This is a genomic window from Rhizobium sp. 01L419 (assembly GCF_056400025.1).
This window is the reverse complement of sequence record NZ_JBFTSM010000001.1, coordinates 561,334-583,330: the sequence shown is the minus strand read 5'-3', so window position 1 is coordinate 583,330 and position 21,997 is coordinate 561,334. Positions and strand designations below refer to the sequence as shown.

General features: G+C 60.9%; 19 protein-coding genes. 4 read left to right on the top strand and 15 right to left on the bottom strand.

Features of this window, described 5'->3' with window-relative positions; genetic code table 11:
• Nucleotides 1-6 precede the first annotated feature (6 nt).
• Nucleotides 7-1,842 (bottom strand): aminopeptidase P family protein, encoded by a 1,836-nt coding sequence (locus tag AC1DUP_RS02880; protein ID WP_477832029.1) that lies wholly within the window; start codon nucleotides 1,840-1,842, stop codon nucleotides 7-9.
• A 278-nt stretch (nucleotides 1,843-2,120) separates the two neighbouring features.
• Between AC1DUP_RS02880 and AC1DUP_RS02875 the strand changes: the two genes are divergently transcribed.
• Complete coding sequence (locus AC1DUP_RS02875; RefSeq protein ID WP_477832028.1) at nucleotides 2,121-2,294, top strand: hypothetical protein; 174 nt, start codon at nucleotides 2,121-2,123, stop codon at nucleotides 2,292-2,294.
• 170 nt (nucleotides 2,295-2,464) lie between these two features.
• Here the strand turns inward: AC1DUP_RS02875 and AC1DUP_RS02870 are convergent, their stop codons facing one another.
• Both AC1DUP_RS02870 and AC1DUP_RS02865 read right to left on the bottom strand, forming a co-directional pair.
• Nucleotides 2,465-3,343 (bottom strand): 50S ribosomal protein L11 methyltransferase, encoded by an 879-nt coding sequence (locus AC1DUP_RS02870; protein WP_113300123.1) that lies wholly within the window; start codon nucleotides 3,341-3,343, stop codon nucleotides 2,465-2,467.
• 59 nt (nucleotides 3,344-3,402) lie between these two features.
• Nucleotides 3,403-4,005 carry an SCO family protein gene (locus AC1DUP_RS02865; protein WP_477832027.1) on the bottom strand — a complete coding sequence of 201 codons (603 nt, stop codon included), beginning with the start codon at nucleotides 4,003-4,005 and terminating at the stop codon, nucleotides 3,403-3,405.
• Between the two features lie 371 nt (nucleotides 4,006-4,376).
• Between AC1DUP_RS02865 and AC1DUP_RS02860 the strand changes: the two genes are divergently transcribed.
• On the top strand, nucleotides 4,377-6,344 hold the full coding sequence (locus AC1DUP_RS02860) for a methyl-accepting chemotaxis protein (RefSeq protein ID WP_477832026.1): 1,968 nt from the start codon (nucleotides 4,377-4,379) through the stop codon (nucleotides 6,342-6,344).
• A gap of 2 nt (nucleotides 6,345-6,346) precedes the next feature.
• On the top strand, nucleotides 6,347-6,820 hold the full coding sequence (locus AC1DUP_RS02855) for a chemotaxis protein CheW (RefSeq protein ID WP_007814360.1): 474 nt from the start codon (nucleotides 6,347-6,349) through the stop codon (nucleotides 6,818-6,820).
• A 257-nt stretch (nucleotides 6,821-7,077) separates the two neighbouring features.
• On the opposite strand, the gene AC1DUP_RS02850 is transcribed toward AC1DUP_RS02855, so the two are convergent.
• Nucleotides 7,078-7,566 carry a CreA family protein gene (locus tag AC1DUP_RS02850; RefSeq protein ID WP_477832025.1) on the bottom strand — a complete coding sequence of 163 codons (489 nt, stop codon included), beginning with the start codon at nucleotides 7,564-7,566 and terminating at the stop codon, nucleotides 7,078-7,080.
• Nucleotides 7,567-7,630: 64 nt separating this feature from the next.
• Nucleotides 7,631-8,221, bottom strand: coding sequence for a 3'-5' exonuclease (locus AC1DUP_RS02845; RefSeq protein WP_113300119.1), 591 nt, complete (start codon nucleotides 8,219-8,221; stop codon nucleotides 7,631-7,633).
• Between the two features lie 269 nt (nucleotides 8,222-8,490).
• Between AC1DUP_RS02845 and AC1DUP_RS02840 the strand changes: the two genes are divergently transcribed.
• Nucleotides 8,491-9,021, top strand: a complete 531-nt coding sequence (locus tag AC1DUP_RS02840) for a GNAT family N-acetyltransferase (protein WP_113506917.1) — start codon at nucleotides 8,491-8,493, stop codon at nucleotides 9,019-9,021.
• A 183-nt stretch (nucleotides 9,022-9,204) separates the two neighbouring features.
• Here the strand turns inward: AC1DUP_RS02840 and ligA are convergent, their stop codons facing one another.
• The 10 genes from ligA to aqpZ all read right to left on the bottom strand — a co-directional run bounded on the left by ligA (nucleotide 9,205) and on the right by aqpZ (nucleotide 21,963).
• Complete coding sequence (ligA, locus tag AC1DUP_RS02835; RefSeq protein ID WP_477832024.1) at nucleotides 9,205-11,361, bottom strand: NAD-dependent DNA ligase LigA; 2,157 nt, start codon at nucleotides 11,359-11,361, stop codon at nucleotides 9,205-9,207.
• A 75-nt stretch (nucleotides 11,362-11,436) separates the two neighbouring features.
• Nucleotides 11,437-11,955, bottom strand: a complete 519-nt coding sequence (locus tag AC1DUP_RS02830) for a DUF6886 family protein (protein WP_477832023.1) — start codon at nucleotides 11,953-11,955, stop codon at nucleotides 11,437-11,439.
• Nucleotides 11,956-12,027: 72 nt separating this feature from the next.
• Nucleotides 12,028-13,701, bottom strand: a complete 1,674-nt coding sequence (recN, locus tag AC1DUP_RS02825; protein WP_477832022.1) for a DNA repair protein RecN — start codon at nucleotides 13,699-13,701, stop codon at nucleotides 12,028-12,030.
• Between the two features lie 5 nt (nucleotides 13,702-13,706).
• Complete coding sequence (locus tag AC1DUP_RS02820; RefSeq protein WP_477832021.1) at nucleotides 13,707-14,576, bottom strand: outer membrane protein assembly factor BamD; 870 nt, start codon at nucleotides 14,574-14,576, stop codon at nucleotides 13,707-13,709.
• Nucleotides 14,577-14,847: 271 nt separating this feature from the next.
• Nucleotides 14,848-15,804 carry a UDP-3-O-acyl-N-acetylglucosamine deacetylase gene (gene lpxC / locus AC1DUP_RS02815; protein ID WP_113506920.1) on the bottom strand — a complete coding sequence of 319 codons (957 nt, stop codon included), beginning with the start codon at nucleotides 15,802-15,804 and terminating at the stop codon, nucleotides 14,848-14,850.
• A gap of 261 nt (nucleotides 15,805-16,065) precedes the next feature.
• A complete protein-coding gene (ftsZ, locus tag AC1DUP_RS02810; protein ID WP_113300113.1) occupies nucleotides 16,066-17,769 on the bottom strand; it encodes a cell division protein FtsZ in 1,704 nt (567 codons plus the stop codon).
• Nucleotides 17,770-17,825: 56 nt separating this feature from the next.
• Entirely contained in the window at nucleotides 17,826-19,157 is a 1,332-nt protein-coding gene (ftsA, locus tag AC1DUP_RS02805; protein ID WP_113300112.1) for a cell division protein FtsA, read from the bottom strand.
• Nucleotides 19,154-20,086: a cell division protein FtsQ/DivIB gene (locus AC1DUP_RS02800; protein ID WP_477832020.1), complete on the bottom strand. Its 933-nt coding sequence runs from the start codon at nucleotides 20,084-20,086 to the stop codon at nucleotides 19,154-19,156. The genes ftsA and AC1DUP_RS02800 overlap by 4 nt, the downstream gene beginning before the upstream one ends.
• Nucleotides 20,074-21,000, bottom strand: coding sequence for a D-alanine--D-alanine ligase (locus tag AC1DUP_RS02795; RefSeq protein ID WP_477832138.1), 927 nt, complete (start codon nucleotides 20,998-21,000; stop codon nucleotides 20,074-20,076). Before AC1DUP_RS02795 ends, AC1DUP_RS02800 begins: the two co-directional genes overlap by 13 nt.
• Before the next feature lie 276 nt (nucleotides 21,001-21,276).
• Nucleotides 21,277-21,963, bottom strand: a complete 687-nt coding sequence (gene aqpZ, locus AC1DUP_RS02790) for an aquaporin Z (RefSeq protein ID WP_113300109.1) — start codon at nucleotides 21,961-21,963, stop codon at nucleotides 21,277-21,279.
• Nucleotides 21,964-21,997: the final 34 nt, after the last annotated feature.

Here is a 21,997-nt window from a genome sequence, read left to right as displayed (position 1 = left end):
CGCCGATCAGTATTCCAGCGGCAGCGTCGCGTTCTCCAGCCATGCCTTGACGTCATGGTTATGGATCAGAGGCATCAACGCTTCGCGCGTTTGGTGGTGATAGTCGTTGAACCAGTGCAACTCATCATGCGTCAGCAATTCCGGAATGACGAGGCTGCGGTCGATTGGGCAGAAGGTCAGCGTGTCGAAGCCGAGCATCGGCATATCGCCCCCATCGATGGCTTCGGCCTCCCGCACATAGATCAGGTTCTCGATGCGGATGCCGAAATGGCCCGGCCGGTAGTAGCCCGGCTCGTTGGACAGGATCATGCCCGGCAGCAGCTCCTGCGTCGACAGCCGCGAAATGCGCTGCGGCCCCTCGTGAACCGAAAGATAGGATCCGACGCCATGCCCCGTGCCATGCGCGAAATCGGCCCCTGCCCGCCATAGCGCGATGCGAGCCAGCGGATCGAGGTCGCAACCACGCGCACCCTTCGGGAAACGCGCCGTGCTGATCTGGATCATGCCCTTCAGAACCAGCGTGAAGAAGCGCTTGTGCTCCTCGCTGACGGTGCCGATGCCAACCGTGCGGGTAATATCCGTCGTGCCATTGATATACTGCGCGCCGGAATCGATCAGGAACAGTTCTCCCGCCTGGATGTGCCGGTCGGTCGCCGTCGTCACCCGGTAGTGCATGATCGCCGCATGTTCGCCGGCACCCGAGATCGTGTCGAAGGAAATATCCTTCAGCGGGTTCTGCATGCTCTGACCGACCTTGGCGCGGGCCACCTCCAGCCGCTCGGCTGCACCGATCTCGGTGATCGTGCCGGGCTTGCTCTGCGACAGCCAGTAGAGGAATTCCACCATGGCAGCCCCATCCTGCAGATGGGCGGCGGCCGAGCCATTGATCTCGACGCTGTTCTTCACGGCTCGCGGCAGCTTTGCCGGATCGACACCCTCCACGACCTCGCCGCCCGCCTTGCGAATGATCTCGGCGAGTGCATAGGAGGTGATATCCGGATCGATGAGGATACGGCCGCCATCCTTGGCGACGGCTGCAAGCTTCTCATCCAGCAGCGAGGGCGCAAGCTGGGTGGCGATCTGTGCCAGATAGGCTTCCGGCTCGATGCTGGTCTTGCGCTTATCGAGGAAGAGCTCCGCCTTGCCGTCTGCATGGATGATAGCGCGCGCCAGAGGATGCGGCGTATGCGGCACGTCTGCGCCGCGGATGTTGAAAATCCAGGCGATGGAGGACGGATCGGCGATAAGCACCGCCTTCAGGTTCTTGTCTCCGAGATCGGAGGCGATGGTGGCGATCTTGTCCTTGGCGAGAATACCTGATTGCGCCACGTTCTGGATGACGACAGCGCCAAGCGGCTCTGCCGGCCGGTCGGCCCAGAGCCTGTCGAGCGGATTGTGCGGCAGGAAGACCAGCGCACCGCCGATTTCGGAGAGCGCCTTTTCGAGCTTGCGCACTTCCGCACCCGAATGCAGCCACGGATCGATGCCGAGCTTCAGCCCCTTCTTGCCATGCGCCGGCAACCAGACGTGCGGCGGCTCGTTGACAAGATCGCCGCCGGTGAAAACCGAGCCGTCCACCTGCTCGGCAAGCTGCGTCACATAGCGCCCGTCGACATAGACGATCGCCTCCGTCCGGGCGATCAGCGCAATGCCCGCCGAGCCGGTGAAACCTGTCAGCCACGACAGCCGCTCCGCGCAGGCAGGCACATACTCGCCATTATATTCATCGGCGCGCGGCACGAGAAAAGCGTCGATGCCGAGTGCATCGAAACTGGCGCGGAGTGCGGATACCCGTTCCCTGCCGAATTGCGGCGTGGAGGTGACTTCGAAAGACTGGAACATGCTGGAAACCCGAATGAGTGAGACGAATCCGGTTAATGGGATAGCGGCCATGTTAGCGAAATTTCAGTCATTAGGGAGAAAAAGCGACGCGAAGCACCGAGAAGCCGCCTGCCGCCCAATAATTTGGCAGAAATGTGTCTCGATCTGAGAAACTGGCACGCTTCATGCATTGCGCGCATGGCTCCCATGAAACAAACCCTCTGCCGCTGCATGAAGGAATAGCTATATAGAGCCCATCGAACGGTTCACGACGAACCACCAACAAAGGATTTCTTGAAATGACCGCCTCTCTCTCGCGCTTCGCTTACAGCAGCCCGGTACAGGCTGGCGAACGCCAGACTGTGCGTCACATCATCGGCGCCCGCCGCCCGCAGAATGAGGATAGCCTCAAGATGCTCGCAGCAGGCCAGCGTTCCACGCGCCACAAGGGCGCACCGAGCTACGCATTCTGAGCTTAAAGCCTTTCCGATCCTCCTCCCTCCACCGGACAGGCCTATCGGAATGCAGTAGTGCCCGCTCGAGCATCCTCCTCCTTCGAGCTCGCGGGCAAGACCGGATTTAAATGCCGGTCCAAGGCGGTGCCTCTGGCACCGCCTTTTTTCTTGTTCGGAATTCGCTGAGATTACGGGCGATCGAGATGGATCGTCACCCAACCATTGCGCCAGATCGTGCGCACGTGGCGAAGCTTCGCGCCATTATAGGCGGCAATCACCTTCCAGCGCTGGCTGGCAAGGATGCCGGATAGAATCACCGATCCACCCGGCGCCAGATTGGTAACCAGCTGCGGTGCCATCCTGATCAGCGGCCGCGCCAGAATATTGGCGATGATGAGGTCGAAAGGTCCATGCTCGGAAAAGGCGGTCGAGTGGAAGCCGGGTGCGGTCACCGTGCTGATGCCGCTGGCAATGCCGTTGCGGCGGACATTCTCGGCCGCGACGCGAATGGCAATGGGGTCGATATCGGTCGCGAGAACGGGAATGTTGCGAAGCTTGCGCACGGCAATCGCCAGCACGCCACTGCCGGTACCGAGATCCAGCGCATTGCGCACCGTGCGCGCCCGAAGCACCCGGTCGATCACCTCCAGGCAGCCGGCCGTCGTGCCGTGATGGCCGGTGCCGAAAGCCTGGCCGGCATCGATCTCGATGGCAATATCGCCTGTGCGGAGCTTGTCGCGATCATGCGAGCCATGCACGAGAAAGCGCCCTGCCCTGACGGGCTTCAGCCCTTCCAGGGATTTTGAAACCCAATCCACATCAGGGATAACCTCACGCGACAGCGCCGCATCGGGAAATGCTTGGCTCAGCGCCGCCTCGACGCGAGAGCGCACGTCCGCCTCGTCCTCCGCCATCATGTAGACAGAGGCTTCCCAGATATCTTTCTTTTCGTCGATCTCGGTGGTGCCGATGGCAAAATCTTCTTCGCCGAAGACCTCGCCCAGAAGGTCGAGGATTTCCTCGGCCTGCTTCTCGGTCGTCGATACGTAAAGGCGAATTTCACTCACGATAGGCGGTCTTTCCGGTTGCGCCGCCCGCCCCCGGTTCCAACACATTCAGCGACCGGTCATCCCTTGGCGACGAGATTCTCAAGCTTCTTTATCGCCGTATCCGGGTTTTCGCCATAGGAGATCGTTCCCGCAAAGCGCCCGGACGAATCGAGAAGGAAAACCGAGGCCGTATGGTCCATCGTGTAATCGCCGTTAGGATTGTTCTCGTCGACCGGCACCTTCTTGGCATAGACGCGGAAGCCCTTGATGACCTCGGCGATCTTGTCCGGCGCGCCGGAAATGCCGGTAATGCGCTTGGAAACGTTGGAGACGTACTGGTTCATGATGTCAGGCGTATCGCGCTCGGGATCGACGGTCACGAAATACGCCTGCAGCTTGTTGCCCGGGGGATCGACCTTTTCCATCCAGCCGTTGAGCTCGAAGAGCGTCGTCGGGCAGACCTCGGGGCAATGCGTAAAGCCGAAGAACAAGGCGGTGGGCTTGCCACGCAAGGCCTGCTCCGTAATCGGCTGGCCGCTCTGCGATACCAGCGTGAACGGCACGCCGAACGGCCCCTCGGCCACCACCTCCCGCGTCCGGCTCTGGTCCAGCGTAAACCAGCCGAGCACACCGGCAAGCGCGAGCACTGCGATCCAGACGGCGATACGGAAATTCTTCATGATACGTTCCTTGATGCGCGGGTGCCCCACCCGTCTCGCCCGTGTGATTATAGTCGCGATCGCGGACGCGCAATTCAAGAATGCGTTTTCTCACCCGTGATTAATTGCCCCAGCTTGATGAATGCCAAATGCGGGCAAACATCCTGAGAAAAACTTGTACAAAACAAATTATCGCGCGTTTCTAACGGCTTGCGGCCACCACCCCGAAGCAACGCAGGAAAAACATCGTTAGGAAAAGCTTAATCGCGGATATCTATATTTAGTAATGCATACAGTGCTTCAGCGCTGTTCTGACATGACGTCGGCCGGGCATGAACCGGATCAGCATAAAAATCGAGGGAATGGAACCGCCTGGGGCGGAGGGTGGCTTTATGACAAATTCGACGGTTCGCAGAAACCTTTCGGTCGGGCAGCGGCTATGGATGCTCGGCGGCGCTGCCTTTATCGGCTTCGGCTCGATGCTCGGCATCGGCTGGTACGAAAACACACAGGTCGATATCGCCCTGGGCCGCGCCGATGAGATCCAGCAGAGCGTCGATCATATCAACGACATGCGCGTCGCCAATTTGACGCTGATACTCGCCGCTATGGATACGATTGTCGACAAGGACGACAAGACCATCCAGCCGGACCGTCTGAAGCTCGTTGCCGACTCGCTTGCAGCGCTCTCCAGCGGTTCGAAGGAAATGGGCACCCTCGCCGAGGAGCTGAAAGCCGGCGACTTGCTGAAAAGCTACGATTCCGATGTAGCCGGGCTTCGTCAGGCTATCCAGGTGGACCTCAGGGCGCTCGTCGAACAGGGTGCCTCGGATGCCGAATTCGATAAGATCGACGACCGCATCGACGCTGCCGGCGACAAACTGACCACCACCCTCGATAAATTCGCCGATGACGGCACCGTCTTTGCCCGCAGACACATCGAAAGCGCCAACGAAACCTCCCACAACTCGCTGGTCATCCAGATCATGCTTGGCGTCATCGCCATCCTTACCATGGCCGCGCTGCAATATATTCACGGCGGCTCCATCCGCCGCGGCATCGCCGCCGTGCGCGAAAGCATGCTGCGCATCATGAACGGCGATTTGAGCAGCAATGTTGCCGGCAAGGAACGCGGCGACGAGATCGGCGAAATGGCCCGCGCCGCCGAAAGCTTCCGACTTGCCGCCATCGAAAAGATTGATATGGAGGCTCGTACCGAGACCGACCGCCAGCGCAGCGACGCCGAGCGCCGAGAGCGCGAATCTGCCAAGCTCGCCGATGCAGAGGCGCTGAGCGCCGCCGTCATGGCGCTCGCTCAAGGCCTCACCCGCCTTGCCAAGGGCGATCTGACCGCGAGCATCGACCAGCCCTTCCGCGACGAGCTGGAAAGGCTGCGTCAGGACTTCAACCAGACCGCCTTGCGCCTGCGTCAGGCGATGGGCGATATTGCCTTGAACAGCACGTCCATCCAGGCCAACAGCCGCCAGATGAGCGCCGCCGCAGACGATCTTGCCAAGCGCACCGAGCAGCAGGCAGCCTCATTGGAAGAGACGTCAGCAGCTCTGGACGAGATCACAGCCACCGTCCGCAACGCCACCAGCCGCGCCGAGGAAGTCGGCAACATGGTCGCTCATACTCGCCAGAATACCGAGAAATCCGACGCAATCGTCGGTGATGCAATGGCGGCGATGGAGCGAATCGAAGGCGCCTCCCGCGAGATCGGCACTATCATCAACGTCATCGACGAGATTGCTTTCCAGACGAACCTGTTGGCACTCAACGCGGGCGTCGAAGCGGCGCGTGCGGGCGAAGCCGGCAAGGGCTTTGCGGTCGTCGCCCAGGAAGTCCGCGAACTGGCCGGCCGCGCGGCGGGAGCAGCCAAGGATATCAAGACCTTGATCGGAAAATCCGGCGCCGAAGTCAAAATCGGCGGCGAACTGGTGACGGCCGCCGGCGAGGCTTTGCGCCAGATCGGCGAAGATGTTTTGCGCATCGACGGTCATGTTAAATCAATCGTAACCTCTGCGCGCGAACAATCGGTTGGACTGAACGAGATCAATACAGCCATCAGCCAGATGGATCAGGTGACGCAGAAGAATGCGGCCATGGTGGAAGAAACGAACGCCGCCAGCCACACTCTTGCAACCGATGCGGAAAACCTGACGCAGCTGGTACGGCAGTTCAATATCGGCGAGGGCATGAGCGCCCGTCAAACGCCGCGAGAAGCCTCCGCAGCCTCGCATCCGAAGTCTTCACCCGCACGGCGCCTTATGGGCAAGGTTGCGGGCGCATTCACGGGCGGCGCAGCCGCCAGGACACTCGCCTCCTCTCCCGCCGGGGACAACTGGGAAGAATTCTGATCATGAACAACAACAACGCCATCAAGCAGTCGGGTGCCTATCTCGAAATCGTTTCGTTCCATCTGGGCGATCAGGAATTCTGCATCGACATCATGGCCATCCGCGAAATCCGCGGCTGGGCACCGGTGACGCCGATGCCGCATACCCCGCCCTACGTCCTCGGCCTCATCAACCTTCGCGGTGCGGTGATCCCGGTCATCGACATGGCCTGCCGCCTCGGCATGAAGATGACGGAGCCGTCGGAGCGTTCCGCCATCATCGTTACCGACATCGCCGGCAAGCTGGTCGGCCTGCTGGTCGAACAGGTCTCCGACATGATGACCATCAAGAGCGAAGACCTTCAGCCGCCGCCGGAAATCATCCCGGAAGCCCAGCGCGCCTTCTGCCGCGGCATCGTCGCCCTCGAAAAGACCATGGTCTGCTTCCTCAACCTCGACACCGTCATCGCCGACGAACTGTCCCGCGAAGCTGCCTGATAGGTTTGATATCTCGATTGCAAAGGCCCGGCTTGTCCGGGCCTTTTTGTTTGAGTGGAGACGACGTCGGCATAGTTTCAGGCTGGAAGAAAACCCCTCCCCAACCCCTCCCCACAAGGGGGAGGGGCTAACCCGGAGCCCTGCCTCCTTCTTCCCGAAACGTCTAAGATCTGCAAAGTGGGTGCGGCAAGTTAAGCCCCTCCCCCTTGTGGGGAGGGGTTTGGGGCGGGGTCTTTAATCGCGAGTACAGAAGCCCCTCACGGCTTCCCATTCTTCCAAACCACATCCTGCCCATAAAGCGGGATCGTAGAAATCGACATCTTCGCCGAGCCATCCGTGAGCTCCCGCGAATGAGCGAGATAGATCAGCGTATTGTTGGCCTTGTCGTAGATGCGGTTGACCGCCAGCGTCTTCCAGATCAGCGACATGCCCTGGCGAAACACCTCGTTGCCATCCTTGGAGAGATCGATATTGCCGATCTCGATCGGCCCCGTCTGACGGCAGGCGATGGAGTTGTTGGAAGGATCTTCGAACCAGTTGCCGTTCTTGAAGCGATCGATGAGGCTGCGGTCGAAATAGGTCACGTGGCAGGTCACGCCCTTCACTTCGGGGTCGGAGACCGCCTCGATGATGATATCGTTGCCGATCCAGTCGACCCCGACCTTGCCGACGACTTCTGCAGAAGTCGCACCTGCGGAAACGGTCAGGAATGTTGCAGCGAAAAAAAGATTGCGGAAAGCGGACATGGCAACTCCCGTGTTGATCCCGCTAAGATAAGAAGGGCCAAACCCTTTGCAAGAAAGCGAGGGCTCAGCCCTTGCGGCAGGTGCAAGGCTCGTAGCCGGCAGACATGAGCCTGCCGGGCTTCATGCCGATCAGTCCGGGAATCGCAGCAACCGTCGCCGCCTTGACCGCTCTCGCCATCTCGATGGCCGCTGCCGCGCAGACGGCAGCATCTTCAGCCGCATTGTGATGGACGAAACGCAGGCCGAGATGCTCGGCGATCAGGTTCAGCCGGTGCGACAGAAAATGCGGCCAGATGCGCTGCGCCATCTTCAGGCTGCAGAGATAGGTGAGTTCCGGATAGGATTGCCGGTAGAGGTCGAGACTCGCCCGCCAGACGCTGAAATCGAAAGCGGCGTTGTGGGCGATCATCGTCGCACCCCTGAAGTCGTCATGGAACTCGTCCATGACTTCAGGAAACTCCGGCGCATCCTCCACATGCTCCGGACGGATGCCGTGGATGGCAATATTCATCCCGGAGAAGCGCATGTCCCGCGGGCGGATCAACCGCTCCTCGACCCGCGTTACCTGCCCGTCCTTAATCCAGGCAAGGCCGACCGAGCAGGCGCTGCCGCGCTGTTCGTTGGCTGTCTCGAAATCGATGGCGATGGTTGTCAAGGCAGATATCCGAATCGTCTGTTCCTACCGGAATAAAGATAGCCGCATCCGAAGGCAAATTTTGACCTGTTGACATCTGCACGCAAATGGCGAAGCTTCCGCCCATGATCAACTCTATGACCCACGCCATGCATCTCATCAACACGACCCTTGCAGGGTACGCGGGAGCGATGGTGCGTCACTAGCAGCCGATCATCCCGAAAACCCTGCCGAGGCGAGCAGGGTTTTCTGAAACTCCGCTCTCCTCTTTTCAAACCAAGGAGAGCATGATGTTAGCCAATCAGGATATCCCGCCCAAGAAGCCTTCTCTGAAGGGCCTCACCGTTCGCGCGTTGCGTGTAAGCGATGCCGAAGCCGTCACTGATCTGATCAACCTGCCGGGCTACCGCGCAGGCACGCTGCGCCCGCCCTTTCAAAGCATCGACGCGGTGCGCAAGCGCATGGAATCCCCCTCGCCCGGCGCGCTCAATCTCGTCGTCGAACTCGACGGCAAGCTCGTCGCCAATGCCGGCATGAACCGCTTCGAAGGACGGCGCCAGCACGCCGCCAGCCTCGGCATGGGTGTGCACGACGATTTCACCGGCCGCGGCGTCGGGACCTTCCTGATGGCCGCCATGGTCGATGCTGCCGACAATTGGCATGACATCAAGCGGCTGGAGCTGACCGTCTATACGGACAACGACGCGGCCGTCCGTCTCTACGAAAAATTCGGCTTCGAGAAGGAAGGCCTGCTCAGGTCCTTCGGCTATCGCGACGGGCAATATGTCGATGCCTATACGATGGCGCGGCTGAGGGGCTGAAAGGGAGCGGCAGGCACCAACGACGGACAGAGGCCGCTAACTTCTCTTCCGTCATCCTCGGGCTTGTCCCGAGGATCTGCTACATATCGACAGGCAGTAGATCCTCGGGACAAGCCCGAGGATCACGCCAAATAAAGGCGGCCATACGAAAAAACAGAAAAGCTCGTCAGCTGCCGCCGTCCGTTATCCGCCGATCAACGCCAGCCACTCGTCCTCGTCCATCGTCTGGACGCCGAGTTCGCGGGCCTTGTCGAGCTTGGACCCGGCACCGGGGCCTGCAACGACGATGTCGGTCTTCTTGGAGACGGAGCCCGCCACCTTGGCGCCGAGGCCCTCCGCCCTGGCCTTTGCCTCTTCGCGCGTGAACTTCTCCAGCGAACCGGTGAAGACGACGGTCTTGCCGGCAACGGGGCTGCCCGACGTGACCGGCTGTTCGGCCTCCTGCGGCGTCACCTCGTCGAGCAGCCGGCCGATCACCTCGATATTGCGCGGCTCCTTGTAGAATTCGACGATGGCGCGCGCCACGACCTCGCCGATGCCCTCGATGGCGTTTAGCTCGTTCCAGGCATCGCCGGAAAGAACAGCTGCCTCCTTCATCGCCGCGGCAAAGGCCTCGTAGCTGTTGTAGGAGCGCGCCAGCAGCTTTGCGGTCGTCTCGCCTACATGGCGGATGCCGAGCGCGTAGATGAAGCGGTGAAGGGCAATGCTGCGCCGCTCGTTGATCGCCGCATAGAGCTTGCCGACACTGACCTTGCCGAAACCGTCGATATTCTCCAGCTTGGTGATCGACTGCTGCTGGCGCTTCTCCAGCGTGAAGATATCGGGTGCGGTACGGATCTGCAGCGCAGGATCCTCATTCTCGAAGAAGAAATCCACCTGCTTGGAGCCGAGCCCTTCAATATCGAAGGCATTGCGCGAGACGAAATGCTTCAACTCCTCCGTCGCCTGCGCGCGGCAGATGAAGCCACCAGTGCAGCGGGTAACGGAATCGAGCTTGCCGGTCTTCTCGTGCCGTTCACGCACCGCATGCGAACCGCAGACCGGGCACACCTTCGGAAACTGATAGGGCTGTGCATCGGCCGGCCGCTTTTCCATGACGACATCGAGCACCTGCGGGATCACGTCGCCGGCGCGCTGCACGATGATGGTGTCGCCGATGCGGATATCGTGCTCCTCCTCGCGGATGCGCTCGCCGCTATTGCCGATACCCTTGATGTAATCCTCGTTATGCAGCGTCGCATTGGTCACGACCACACCGCCGACGGTGATCGGCGTCAGCCGCGCGACCGGCGTCAGCGCACCGGTACGGCCGACCTGGATGTCGATCGCATCGACAACCGTGAAAGCCTGTTCGGCAGGGAATTTGTGCGCGGTCGCCCAGCGCGGGCTACGCGAGCGGAAGCCGAGGCGCTGCTGCAGTTCGAGGCTGTCGACCTTGTAGACGACACCGTCGATATCGTAATCGAGATCCGGCCGTTCGAGGCCGATCTCGCTGTAATGGGCAAGGATATCGTCAACCGAGTTCAGTCGCTTCATCAGCGGATTGACCGGAAAACCCCAGCTTTTGAAGGCCTCGACCATGCCCATCTGCGTATCGGCAGGCATGTCCGACATCTCGCCCCAGGCATAGGCGAAGAATCTCAGTTTGCGGCTCGCCGTTACCTTCGGGTCGAGCTGGCGCAGCGACCCCGCGGCCGTATTGCGCGGATTGACGTAAGTCTGCTTGCCCTCGGCCTCCATCTGGGCGTTCAGCGCCATGAAGTCGCTCTTGGCCATGTAGACCTCGCCGCGCACTTCCACGACGGATGGAGCCCCCTTCGGCAGCTCGTTCGGGATTTCCTTGATGGTGCGGATATTGGCGGTAACGTTCTCGCCCGTCGTGCCGTCGCCGCGGGTCGCGCCCGTTACCAGCTTGCCGTTCTCATAGCGGATCGACATGGAAAGCCCGTCAATCTTCGGCTCGGCGGTAAAGGCGATGGAATTATCCGGCAGGCGGCCAAGGAAGCGATAGACGCTCGCAACGAAGTCGCGCACATCTTCCTGCGAGAACGTATTGTCGAGCGACAGCATCGGCCGGGAATGGACGACCGGCGCGAAGGTGGCGGAAGGGGCTGCACCGACCCGGCGCGACGGGCTGTCTTCGCGGATGAGTTCGGGGAAGCGCGCCTCGATCGCATCGTTGCGGCGCTTCAGCGCGTCATAATCCGCATCGGAAATCTCCGGCTGGTCCTTGCCATGATAGAGCGCGTCGTTGCGCGCTACCTCCTTGGCCAGCCGTTCCAGTTCGATGGCAGCGTCTTCAAGTGTCAGGTCCTCAACAGCGACGGATTCGGTCGACATGCAGCTTCACTCCAGAGAATCTGCAATGGTTTTAGAGCAAAATTCCGCGATTGAAATAGCACCAACGTTTTGAAATCATGGCCGCGCATTGCGCAGCCTTATACCACTGACATGCAGCGTGCTGTCTCTCAGGACCTTCAGCGGCGTCAGGCTGTCGACGACGCGAAGTTCGATGCCATCAGGCGCAAACTCTCGGTCGAGGTGGGACACCGCAGTAAGCGCGAGCGGCGTGACGGCCCTGCGCGACACCCACATTCCCGCATCCCGCAGGTCCTCGAAATCATCTGTCGGCATCTCGTAGCGGTGGATGGTTTCGCTCTGCAGCCTACCCAGCCAGCCGCGCTCGATATAGGCGGCACCCCGCCAGCCACCGAGCAATGTCAGGTCCTCCGCAGTCGTCCCCGGCTTCGACCAGATCAGGATGCGCGGACACTCACGTGGAAAGCGATACATGAACTCATTGAGATCATCGATCGCCCAGACGAGCGGGCCATTCAGCCATTCCATTCCCGCCAGACGCTCCGAGGGAACGCGCACGGGGCGCGGCTCAAAGACCGCAATAGTGGGATCATCGCTGAAATGGAAAAGCCGCATGAATGGCTGGACCTCGCCAGTGGATGACGTCCCATACCCTCGCCGCCGAGATTTGTCACCGGCGGTCCATGCCTAGCCGTTTCCGGCCAGCAACCGCACAGCCGCCGCCCTCGCCTCTTCCGTCACTGAAGCGCCGGCGAGCATGCGGGCGATTTCTTCGGTGCGGTCCTTCTGGGCCATGGTGGCAACGCGCGTGGCGATCTTGTCGGAGCCCTCGCCGGACGGTCCCTTGGAGATGAGCAGATGCGTGGCAGCACGAGCCGCCACTTGCGGTGCATGGGTGACGGACAGAACCTGCACGCGCTCGGAAAGCCGTTTCAGCCGCTGGCCGATCGCGTCAGCCACCGCCCCGCCGACACCGGTGTCGATTTCATCGAAGACGAGCGTCGGCGCGGAGCCCCGATCGGCGAGCGCCACCTTGAGCGCCAGCAGGAAGCGCGAAAGTTCGCCGCCCGAGGCAACCTTCATGATCGAGCCCGGCCGCGTGCCCGGATTGGTCTGGACGTGGAATTCGACGATATCGATGCCTTCGGCCGTCGCCTCCTCCGCATCGGTGGTGATCTCCACCATGAAGCGGGCGCGATCGAGCTTCAGCGCCGGCAGTTCGGCCATGACGGCCTGCGCCAGCGCATCGCCGGCATGGTGACGCTTCTCGGAAAGCGAGCGGGCGGCCGCATCGAAATTCGTCTTGGCGACGCCCACCTCGGCCTGGAGTTTGGCAAGCCGCTCCTCGCCGGCATCGAGATCGGCAAGATCGTTGATCATGCGCACGGCAAGTGCCGGAAGCTCGGTGACGGGAACGGAATATTTGCGGGATGCGGCGCGCAGCGCAAACAGCCGCTCCTCGACGCGCTCCAGCTCCTTCGGGTCATATTCGGTCTTGCGCAGTGCCGCCTCGACTTCCATCTGCGCATTCGACAGCTGGTCCAGCGCCGCATCCAGCAGCGCCACAGTGTCTTCGAGCAGTCCGGGCGCCTCATGGCTCTTGCGCTCCAGACGGCGCACCAGCGAGGCTATATGCGGCACGGGAGAGGCATTGCCGTTGAGGAACTCGGAAGCCTCGGCAATATCGCCGGCAATACGCTCCGCCTTCATCATCTTCTGGCGACGATCGGCAAGCTCGTCTTCCTCGCCATCGCGCGGCGAGAGCTTTTCAAGCTCCTCGACGGAAGAGCGCAGATAATCCGCTTCGCGGGCCGCGGCCTCGACCTTCTCGCGATGCTTCTTCAGCGTGCGCTCGCTATCGCGCCACTGGCGGTAAAGCGTGGCCACGCCCTGCACATCCTCGCTGATGCCCGCGAAGGCGTCGAGCAGCGTTCTGTGGGCATTTGTATCGACCAGCGCGCGGTCATCATGCTGGCCGTGGATCTCAACCAGCATCTGGCCGGCCTGCCGCATCAGCTGCACGCCGACTGGCTGGTCGTTCACATAGGCCTTGGTGCGGCCATCGGAGGATTGCTGGCGGCGAAAGATCAGGTCGCCTTCGTCATCGATTCCGTTTTCGCGCAAAAGCTTGCGGGCACCATGATCCATGCCGACATCGAAGACGGCCGTTACCTGGCCCTTGTCCTCGCCATGGCGAACGAGACCGCCATCGCCGCGCCCGCCAAGGGCCAGCGAAAGACTGTCGAGCAATATGGATTTGCCGGCACCCGTCTCACCCGTCAGCACGGAGAGGCCGGTCTCGAAGGCAAGATCCAGCCGCTCGATCAAAACGATATCGCGGATCGAAAGCTGGATCAGCATTGGCCTCAGGAACCGAGAAGGAGTTTCTTGCCCGCTGCAGCGATCCACGAACCCTTGTTTTCACGCGGTTCCGCGCCACCCGACTGCAGCAGCTTGTAAGAATCAGCATACCACTGGCTGTCGGGATAATTGTGACCGAGAACGGCAGCCGCAGTTTGCGCCTCCTCGACGACACCCATCGCATAATAGGCTTCGACGAGACGGGCGAGCGCCTCCTCGACCTGATTCGTATTCGGATATTTCTCGACGACGATGCGGAAACGCGAGATCGCGGCGAGATATTCCTTGCGCTCCATATAATAGCGGCCGACCTGCATTTCCTTGCCGGCGAGCTGGTCGCGCGCAAAGCGCATCTTGGCCTGTGCGTCATCGACATATTCGGAGTCGGGATAATTGTCGACGACGGCCTGCATCGCCTCGATGGTCTTCTGCGCGGCGCGCTGGTCCTGCGTCACGTCGACGATCTGCTTGGAATAGGTGAGACCCACGAGATACTGCACATAGGGCGCATCCTTGGACTTCGGATACTGCGCCATATAGCGGTTGCCCGATGCGAGCGCGTCGTCGAAGCGACCCTGGCGGTACTTGACGAAGGTGCTCATGACGAGCGCCTTGCGCGCCCATTCAGAGAAGGGATTCTGCTGGTCGATCGCATCGAACTTGCGCGCCGCCTCGGCCATGTTGCCGGCCTTCATGTTGGCAAGGCCCTGCGTGTAGAGCACATCCGGCGGATCGGTTTCGAGGCCGAGCTTGGTGATGTCGATGTCAGGGTCCGACTGGCAGCCGGAAATCAAGGCGCCTGCGCTCAGCACCATCACGGATGCGAGCAAAGCGCGCACTGTCTTCATCATCATGTCAGACCTTGCATAAGCCATTCGAAAGAATCCCACCGCCGCCGTCCACTCCACAGCAGCCACGCCTAGCTGGCGTTTCTAGCCACAAATGTACATCGAGAGCAACGCAATGATCACGCATTAACGCATTTTTGTGGCAGCGCCGCCGAGAATGTCGGGCTTTTCACCGGCATTCGAGCTGGCAGCGGCTAAAGATATGCCGCAAAACATCTATCGCGCGCCATCCGCCCCTTCCCCATAAAAAAACCGCCCCCGTTAGGAGGCGGCCCTGGCCTTAATTGGTATCTGGAGGTCATGCCGACCAGGGGGCGAATTCCGGAGCGCTGATTGCAATGAATTCACGAACCGCAACGCGCTGACGCGGCGTCGAGGTCTCGACCACTTCATAGGCCGAGGGATCGCTGAGCAGTGCCTTGAGGGCGTTGGCGTTCATCTTGTGCCCGCCGCGATAGGAACGGTAGCAACCAATGAACTGTGCGCCGGCAAGCGCCAGATCGCCAACGGCATCGAGCGTCTTGTGACGCACGAACTCGTCCTTGGCGTAGCGCAGGCCTTCGACATTGATGACGGTGTTGTCATCGGAGATGACAACGGAGTTTTCGAGCGAGGAGCCGAGAGCATGGCCCGAAGCCCAGAGACGCTCGACATCGCGCATGAAGCCGAAGGTGCGCGCGCGCGACAGCTCAGTCTTGAAGACGGTTGCGGTGAGATCGCCTTCCCACTTCTGACGGCCGATCAGCGGGCATTCGAAATCGATCTCGACTTCGAAGCGCGTGCCGTCATAGGGGCGGAACTCGCTCCAGGAACCGCCATGCTCGATACGAACCGGCTTGGTGATGCGGATGTAACGGCGCTTGACGCCGAGGGAAACGAGGCCGACCTGCTCGATGGCTTCGACGAAGGGAACCGAACTGCCATCCATGATCGGCATTTCGGTGCCGCTGACTTCGATCACGACATTGTCGAGGCCGAGAGCATAAACGGCGGCCATCACATGTTCGACCGTCGCGACGGAATGTGCAGCCGAGAAGCCGAGCACGGTGCAGAGATCGGTATTGCCAACCTGCGAGGAAACAGCCTTCAGTTCGGTAACGTCGCCATTGTCATGGATGCGCTGGAAAATAACGCCGGTGCCGGCTTCGGCCGGATTGAAGGTGATCGAAACGTCAGCACCCGAATGAACGCCGATGCCCGAAAGTGTCACCGGACGCGATACCGTCGTCTGAAAGCCCAGCAAGCCAATGCCCATAAAATTCTGCCTTTATTATTCCGTACCCGTTGATGCCAACCGGTCCGCTTATCTTCTATGCTGCCCGGCACCACTCGAGGCGGAGTCTTGGGGCAGTTCGCTTGCTTCATACTTACGTGGACGCGCGCTGCAATCCAAATCACTGTTTCTTTCGCTTTGTTACGAAATCACACAGACTAAAAACATTTAGAATTCAGGCATATAGAAATGCAAACGCCCGGGATTTCGGTCCCGGGCGTTTTCTGTGGAGAAGTGCTTTTCTCAGTTCGACTGACGGCGCAGGAAGGCCGGGATTTCCAGCTGGTCGTCTTCCTGCATCATGCGGGCCTGCGGAACCGCACGCCCCTGGTCGTCTAGGTTGCCGCGACGCGGTGCATAGAGGCTTGCTTCCGGCGACAACGGGCGGCGCTGCTGCGATGAGGCAGCCGGCGCAGACGTCATTTCCGGCGCGACTTCCTCTTCGCGGCGGCCAAGCGAATTGGTGATTCGCTTAAGCAGACCCATCGGGCCACGCTCTTCCTGGACGTGCGAAGCAGCAGGCTGCGAGCGATGGTCGATCTCGGCCTGGACGACCGGCGGGAAGTCTTCGACCTTCGGCATGCGAACCTGTTCAGGAGCCTGACGGATCACCGGCTCGTGACGCTGCTGCATGACCGGCGTCGGAGCCGGCTGATGCATGACCGGAGCCTGCTGTACCGGAGCCTGGCGCATGACCGGGGCTGCTTCCGGTGCAGAAGCGAAGATCTTGCTCTGCGGACGGAAGGTTTCCTGCATCACCGGCTGCTGCTGGATCGGAGCAGCGGCACGCGGGGCCGGCATTTCCAGTTCGCGTTCCATTGCGATTTCAGCTTCGCGAATGGTCTGTGCAATCTGGTCGGCCTTCGGTGCCTGCATGATCGGAGCAGGCTGAACTGCGGCCGGTGCCGGAGCAACGGCCGCGGAGGGACGGATAATCGGCTTTGTTGCCGGCTGGAACGTGCGGTCGGTTCCTTCGCGCATCGCACGGTCGATGCCGGTAGCGACGACCGAGACGCGGATGATGCCTTCAAGCGATTCGTCGAAGGTTGCGCCGAGGATGATGTTGGCGTCCGGATCGACTTCCTCGCGGATGCGGGTCGCAGCTTCGTCGACTTCGAAGAGGGTGAGGTCGCGACCGCCGGTGATGGAGATCAGCAGGCCCTGTGCGCCCTTCATCGAGGTTTCGTCGAGCAGCGGGTTGGCGATCGCCGCTTCGGCGGCCTGCATGGCGCGGCCCGAACCGGAAGCCTCGCCGGTACCCATCATAGCGCGGCCCATTTCTCGCATGACCGAGCGGACGTCGGCGAAGTCGAGGTTGATGAGGCCTTCCTTCACCATCAGGTCGGTGATGCAGGCAACGCCCGAGTAGAGAACCTGATCGGCCATGGCGAAGGCGTCGGCGAAGGTCGTCTTGTCGTTGGCGATCCGGAAGAGGTTCTGGTTCGGAATGACGATCAGCGTATCGACGGACTTCTGCAGTTCCTGGATGCCGGATTCGGCCAGACGCATGCGGCGTCCGCCTTCGAAGTGGAACGGCTTGGTGACCACGCCGACCGTCAGGATGCCCTTGTTGCGGGCGGCCTGTGCGACGACGGGAGCAGCACCCGTACCCGTGCCGCCGCCCATGCCGGCGGTGACGAAGCACATATGCGTACCGTTCAGGTGATCGACGATCTCGTCGATGCATTCTTCGGCGGCCGCACGGCCGACTTCCGGCTGCGAACCGGCGCCAAGGCCTTCGGTAACGCTGGCGCCGAGCTGGATGATCCGTTCGGCCTTCGTCATGGTCAGTGCCTGGGCATCCGTGTTGGCAACGACGAAGTCGACGCCCTGGAGGCCTGCGGAAATCATGTTATTGACGGCATTGCCGCCGCCGCCGCCGACGCCGAACACGGTGATGCGCGGCTTCAGCTCGGTGATGTCAGGCTTTTGCAGCTTGATAGTCATGGTACCAGTTCCTTCTCTCTCTGGCCGCATCGCCACGCCGGCCAATTCACTCAATTTCAAAAGCTTTCCTTCAGCCACTGGCCCATGCGGGCGATGCGGCTGTTATTACCCCCAAGCGACATGAGCAGGCTGCTCTGTGACGCATGTGTCTCCATGTCCGCGACTTGCGGATAGATCATCAACCCGACAGCCGTCGAAAAGGCCGGGCCCTTGGCCGCCGTCGGAAGACCCGAGACGCCCATCGGACGACCGATCCGGACGTTGCGGGCCAGAATGCGCCGTGCCACTTCGGCAAGACCCGTCAGCTGGCTGGCGCCCCCCGTCAGAACGACACGCTTTCCGACGATCGGGCTGAAGCCCGAACGCTGGATCCGGTCGCGGATGAGTTCCATCGTCTCCTCGATGCGCGCCGAAACGATGCGCGAAACCAGAGCCCGCGGCACCTGGCTAGGCTGATCACGGTCATCCTCGCCGATCGGCGGAATGGAGATCAGTTCGCGCTCGTCGGAAGAATTGCTCAGCGCCGAAGCGTGGACCACCTTCAAACGTTCTGCATCCTCGATCCGAGTGGAAAGGCCGCGCGCAAGGTCGGTCGTCACATGATGACCGCCGAGGCCGACAGCATCGGTATGGACAAGCTTGCCTTCGGCAAAGACCGAAATCGTCGTCGTGCCGCCGCCCATGTCGATGGCCGCACAGCCAAGTTCGACTTCATCGTCGACGAGTGCGGCAAGACCAGATGCATAAGGTGTTGCAACGATTCCTTCCACCGAAAGATGCGCGCGATTGACGCTAAGTTCGAGATTTTTGAGTGCCGAGCGTTCCGCCGTCACCACATGCATGTCGACGCCGAGCGCATCGCCATACATTGCCAGCGGATCGCGGATCCCGCGTTCGCCGTCGAGCGAAAAGCCGGTCGCCAGCGAATGCAGGACGGCCCGGTCCTGGCGCAGCGACTGCTGGCAGGCGGCGGACAGCACTTTCTTCAGGTCGTTTAACTCGACTTCCTGGCCGCCGAGATCGATGGTCGCCGTGTAGATGTCGCTGCCGAGACGGCCGGCCGTCAGGTTGACGATCAGGCTTTCGACTGTGAGCCCCGCCATGCGTTCGGCCGCATCGACAGCGAGACGGATGACGCTTTCCAACGCATCGAGATCGGCGATCACGCCGGTCTTGATGCCGCGCGAGCGCTGATGGCCGATGCCGATGATCTCGATATTGTGCGTACGGCCAGGCAGGATCTGGCTTTCCTCGCGCGGCGTCAGCCGGCCGATCATGCAGACGACCTTGGTCGAGCCGATGTCGAGCACCGAAACGATATGCGACCGCTTCGACGAAAGCGGCTTCAGGCGCGGCAATCCAAAATGGGACGAACCGAACAAGCTCATATATTCTGCCCCGCCTTCTTCAAGTCCTTGGTGCGCGTCGTAACTGCTGCCTGTCGGCGGGCTGCCGCCTCAGGCGTCAGCTGGATCGTCGTGCGATCCGGCAGCCTGAGATCGACTGCAGCGATATCGCGCTCCAGAAGCTGCTGTTCCGTATCAAATTTCGAAAGCGTCGCGAGTGCCTGGTCGATATCATCTTCCGGCAGCTTGACGACGACGCCATTATCCATGTGCAGGTCCCAGCGACGGCCGGAAACCCAGACAAAGGCCTTCACACGGCCCTTGACGTCAGGCCACTTGGCGAACGCATCCTGGATGGACGCTGCAGCCGTTTCGGCATCGCGGCCAACGACGAGCGGCAGGGTCGAAAACTTGTTGTCGCGAAGCGGTGCAATCACGCTGCCGCTCTTCTCGATCAGCGAAAGTTCCTGGCCATGCTGCCAGATGGCGTAAGCGCTACGCTCCGAGAGCTTCACCTCGATCGTCTTCGGATAGACCTTGCGGACTTCGACATCTTCGACCCAGGGGAGGCGCGCGATCTTCTGGCGCGCAGCATCGACGTCGAGGGCCACGAGCGACGTCGCGCCATCAAGGCCGAGAAGCTGCAGGATCTCGATTTCGGAGGTCTGATTGTTGCCGGAAACCTTCACGTCCTCGATGGCAAAGCCGACAGCGCTGGTCGTTGCCTGCGCGACGGCCTCCGTATGACCGCCGAGCGACATGCCGTAGAGACCGGTTGCCACCAGGAAGCCGAGCGCCGAAACCGTCCCCGTATGAACAGGGATATGGATGCGGCCGCTACCGAGGCTGACGAGGAAGCGCACGACGCGGCGCAGCGGACGCGGCAGCACGCGGCGCTCGTCGGCTTCCATAACGGGAAGCTCGGTATAACGGCTGGGGCGCCCTATCCTTTTGACCGTCAACGCAAACAAGACGCGTCCTCCACCATCCACCGGAGAAATGCACCAAAGGAATATCCGGCATAGCCGGCCATTTCGGGCACAAGGGAGGTTGGAGTCATGCCCGGCTGGGTATTGACCTCCAGCCAGATAAGCTCGCCGTCTTCGGAGAAACGATCGTCGTAACGAAAGTCGGACCGACTGACGCCGCGGCAACCGATTGCTTGATGCGCCCTTAACGCCAATGTTTGTATTTTTTGGTAAATTTTCGGTGAAATTTTAGCCGGCAAGACATGTTTTGATCCACCCGACGCATACTTGGAGTCGTAATCATAGAAATTGTGGCCCTGTGGTACCACCTCGATGACATCCATGGGTTGATCGCCCATCACACCGCAAGTCAGCTCGCGGCCGTGGATGTAGCGCTCGACGATGACTTCTTCGCCATAGCGCCACTCTGCCGAGCCGATGACCTGCGGCGGATGCGCCTGATCCTCGCGCACGATGACGACGCCGAAGCTGGAACCCTCGCGCACCGGCTTCACCACATAAGGCGCCTTCATCGGATGTTCCGACGGGAATGAGAAGCGATTCAGTACCTGCGATTCGGCAACCGGAACGCCTGCGGTGCCGGCCACACGCTTCGCCCGGCCCTTGTCCATGGCAAGCGCCGAGGCGAGCACGCCCGAATGCGTATAGGGGATCTGCAGATATTCGAGGATGCCCTGGATGGTTCCGTCTTCGCCGAAAGGCCCGTGCAAGGCATTGAAGGCAACATCGGGCTTCAGAGCAGCGAGCTTTTCGGAAATATCGCGCTCGACATCGATGCGCGTCACTTTGAAGCCTTCACCTTCGAGGGCGTCGGCACACGCCTTTCCCGAGGAAAGGCTGACAGGCCTCTCCGAGGAAAATCCGCCCATCAGGACAGCTACGTGTTCGCGACTCATCAACACCCCCAAAAAATAACTTTCACTTTGCAGAACCGAGGCTTGCGCGGAGCTGGTCTGCGCGGTTCGTGGCCTTTGTCTGACTTGGGTGCATTAGAGCATCATTATGGTTAACGAATCGTTTACTTTCGTTAACTCCGCCTTTCAGCGCGCTTCATTTTCTGCCCCTCGCGACCGCGCAAATATCGCAGCGGACAGGCCGCGAGGACGATGGGAAACGAAAAACCCGCGCGGAAAAACCACGCGGGTTCAATGGTATGTCCAGATATTTTGCAGTCAGTCCTTATCGCCGAAGATTTTCCAGACGAGGCCGCCGATCGCGCCTCCGACAAGTGGCGCGATCCAGAACAGCCAGAGCTGCTGCAGCGCCCAGCCGCCGACGAAAAGCGCCTGCCCGGTGGAACGCGCCGGGTTGACGGAGGTGTTCGTCACAGGAATCGCGACGAGATGAATCAGCGTCAGCCCCAGGCCTATCGCAAGCGGCGCAAAGCCGGCGGGCACCCTGCTGCTGGTCGATCCCAGGATGATGATCAGGAAGAACATGGTCAGCAGAACTTCGATCAGCAGCGCTGAAAGCAGCGAATAACCGCCCGGAGAATGTTCGCCATATCCATTGGCGGCAAACCCGCCGAGTTCGAAACCCGCCTTGCCGCTGGCGATGAGATAGAGCGCTGCAGCGGCGACAATGGCACCGATCACCTGTGCGACGATATAGGGAATGAGCCGCGCCGCGGGAAAACGTCCGGCAGCAACAAGGCCGAGAGAGACGGCGGGATTGAAATGGCCGCCGGAGATACCGCCCACAGCATAGGCCATGGTGACGACAGTCAAACCAAACGCCAGCGCCACGCCGGCAAACCCGATTCCAAGTTCGGGATAGGCGGCCGCGAACACGGCGCTGCCGCATCCGCCGAAGACCAACCAGAACGTGCCGAAAAACTCGGCGGCAAGACTTTTTTGCATATATGCCCCTTTATTCCCTCAACCAGGGAGTTTT

Bases quoted from the DNA above. Each gene is read 5' to 3' on its own strand.
- AC1DUP_RS02880 (WP_477832029.1), bottom strand. From the start codon at position 1,842: ATGTTCCAGTCTTTCGAAGTCACCTCCACGCCGCAATTCGGCAGGGAA.
- AC1DUP_RS02875 (WP_477832028.1), top strand. From the start codon at position 2,121: ATGACCGCCTCTCTCTCGCGCTTCGCTTACAGCAGCCCGGTACAGGCT.
- AC1DUP_RS02865 (WP_477832027.1), bottom strand. From the start codon at position 4,005: ATGAAGAATTTCCGTATCGCCGTCTGGATCGCAGTGCTCGCGCTTGCC.
- AC1DUP_RS02860 (WP_477832026.1), top strand. From the start codon at position 4,377: ATGACAAATTCGACGGTTCGCAGAAACCTTTCGGTCGGGCAGCGGCTA.
- AC1DUP_RS02855 (WP_007814360.1), top strand. From the start codon at position 6,347: ATGAACAACAACAACGCCATCAAGCAGTCGGGTGCCTATCTCGAAATC.
- AC1DUP_RS02850 (WP_477832025.1), bottom strand. From the start codon at position 7,566: ATGTCCGCTTTCCGCAATCTTTTTTTCGCTGCAACATTCCTGACCGTT.
- AC1DUP_RS02840 (WP_113506917.1), top strand. From the start codon at position 8,491: ATGTTAGCCAATCAGGATATCCCGCCCAAGAAGCCTTCTCTGAAGGGC.
- ligA (WP_477832024.1), bottom strand. From the start codon at position 11,361: ATGTCGACCGAATCCGTCGCTGTTGAGGACCTGACACTTGAAGACGCT.
- AC1DUP_RS02830 (WP_477832023.1), bottom strand. From the start codon at position 11,955: ATGCGGCTTTTCCATTTCAGCGATGATCCCACTATTGCGGTCTTTGAG.
- recN (WP_477832022.1), bottom strand. From the start codon at position 13,701: ATGCTGATCCAGCTTTCGATCCGCGATATCGTTTTGATCGAGCGGCTG.
- AC1DUP_RS02820 (WP_477832021.1), bottom strand. From the start codon at position 14,576: ATGGCTTATGCAAGGTCTGACATGATGATGAAGACAGTGCGCGCTTTG.
- lpxC (WP_113506920.1), bottom strand. From the start codon at position 15,804: ATGGGCATTGGCTTGCTGGGCTTTCAGACGACGGTATCGCGTCCGGTG.
- ftsZ (WP_113300113.1), bottom strand. From the start codon at position 17,769: ATGACTATCAAGCTGCAAAAGCCTGACATCACCGAGCTGAAGCCGCGC.
- ftsA (WP_113300112.1), bottom strand. From the start codon at position 19,157: ATGAGCTTGTTCGGTTCGTCCCATTTTGGATTGCCGCGCCTGAAGCCG.
- AC1DUP_RS02795 (WP_477832138.1), bottom strand. From the start codon at position 21,000: ATGAGTCGCGAACACGTAGCTGTCCTGATGGGCGGATTTTCCTCGGAG.
- aqpZ (WP_113300109.1), bottom strand. From the start codon at position 21,963: ATGCAAAAAAGTCTTGCCGCCGAGTTTTTCGGCACGTTCTGGTTGGTC.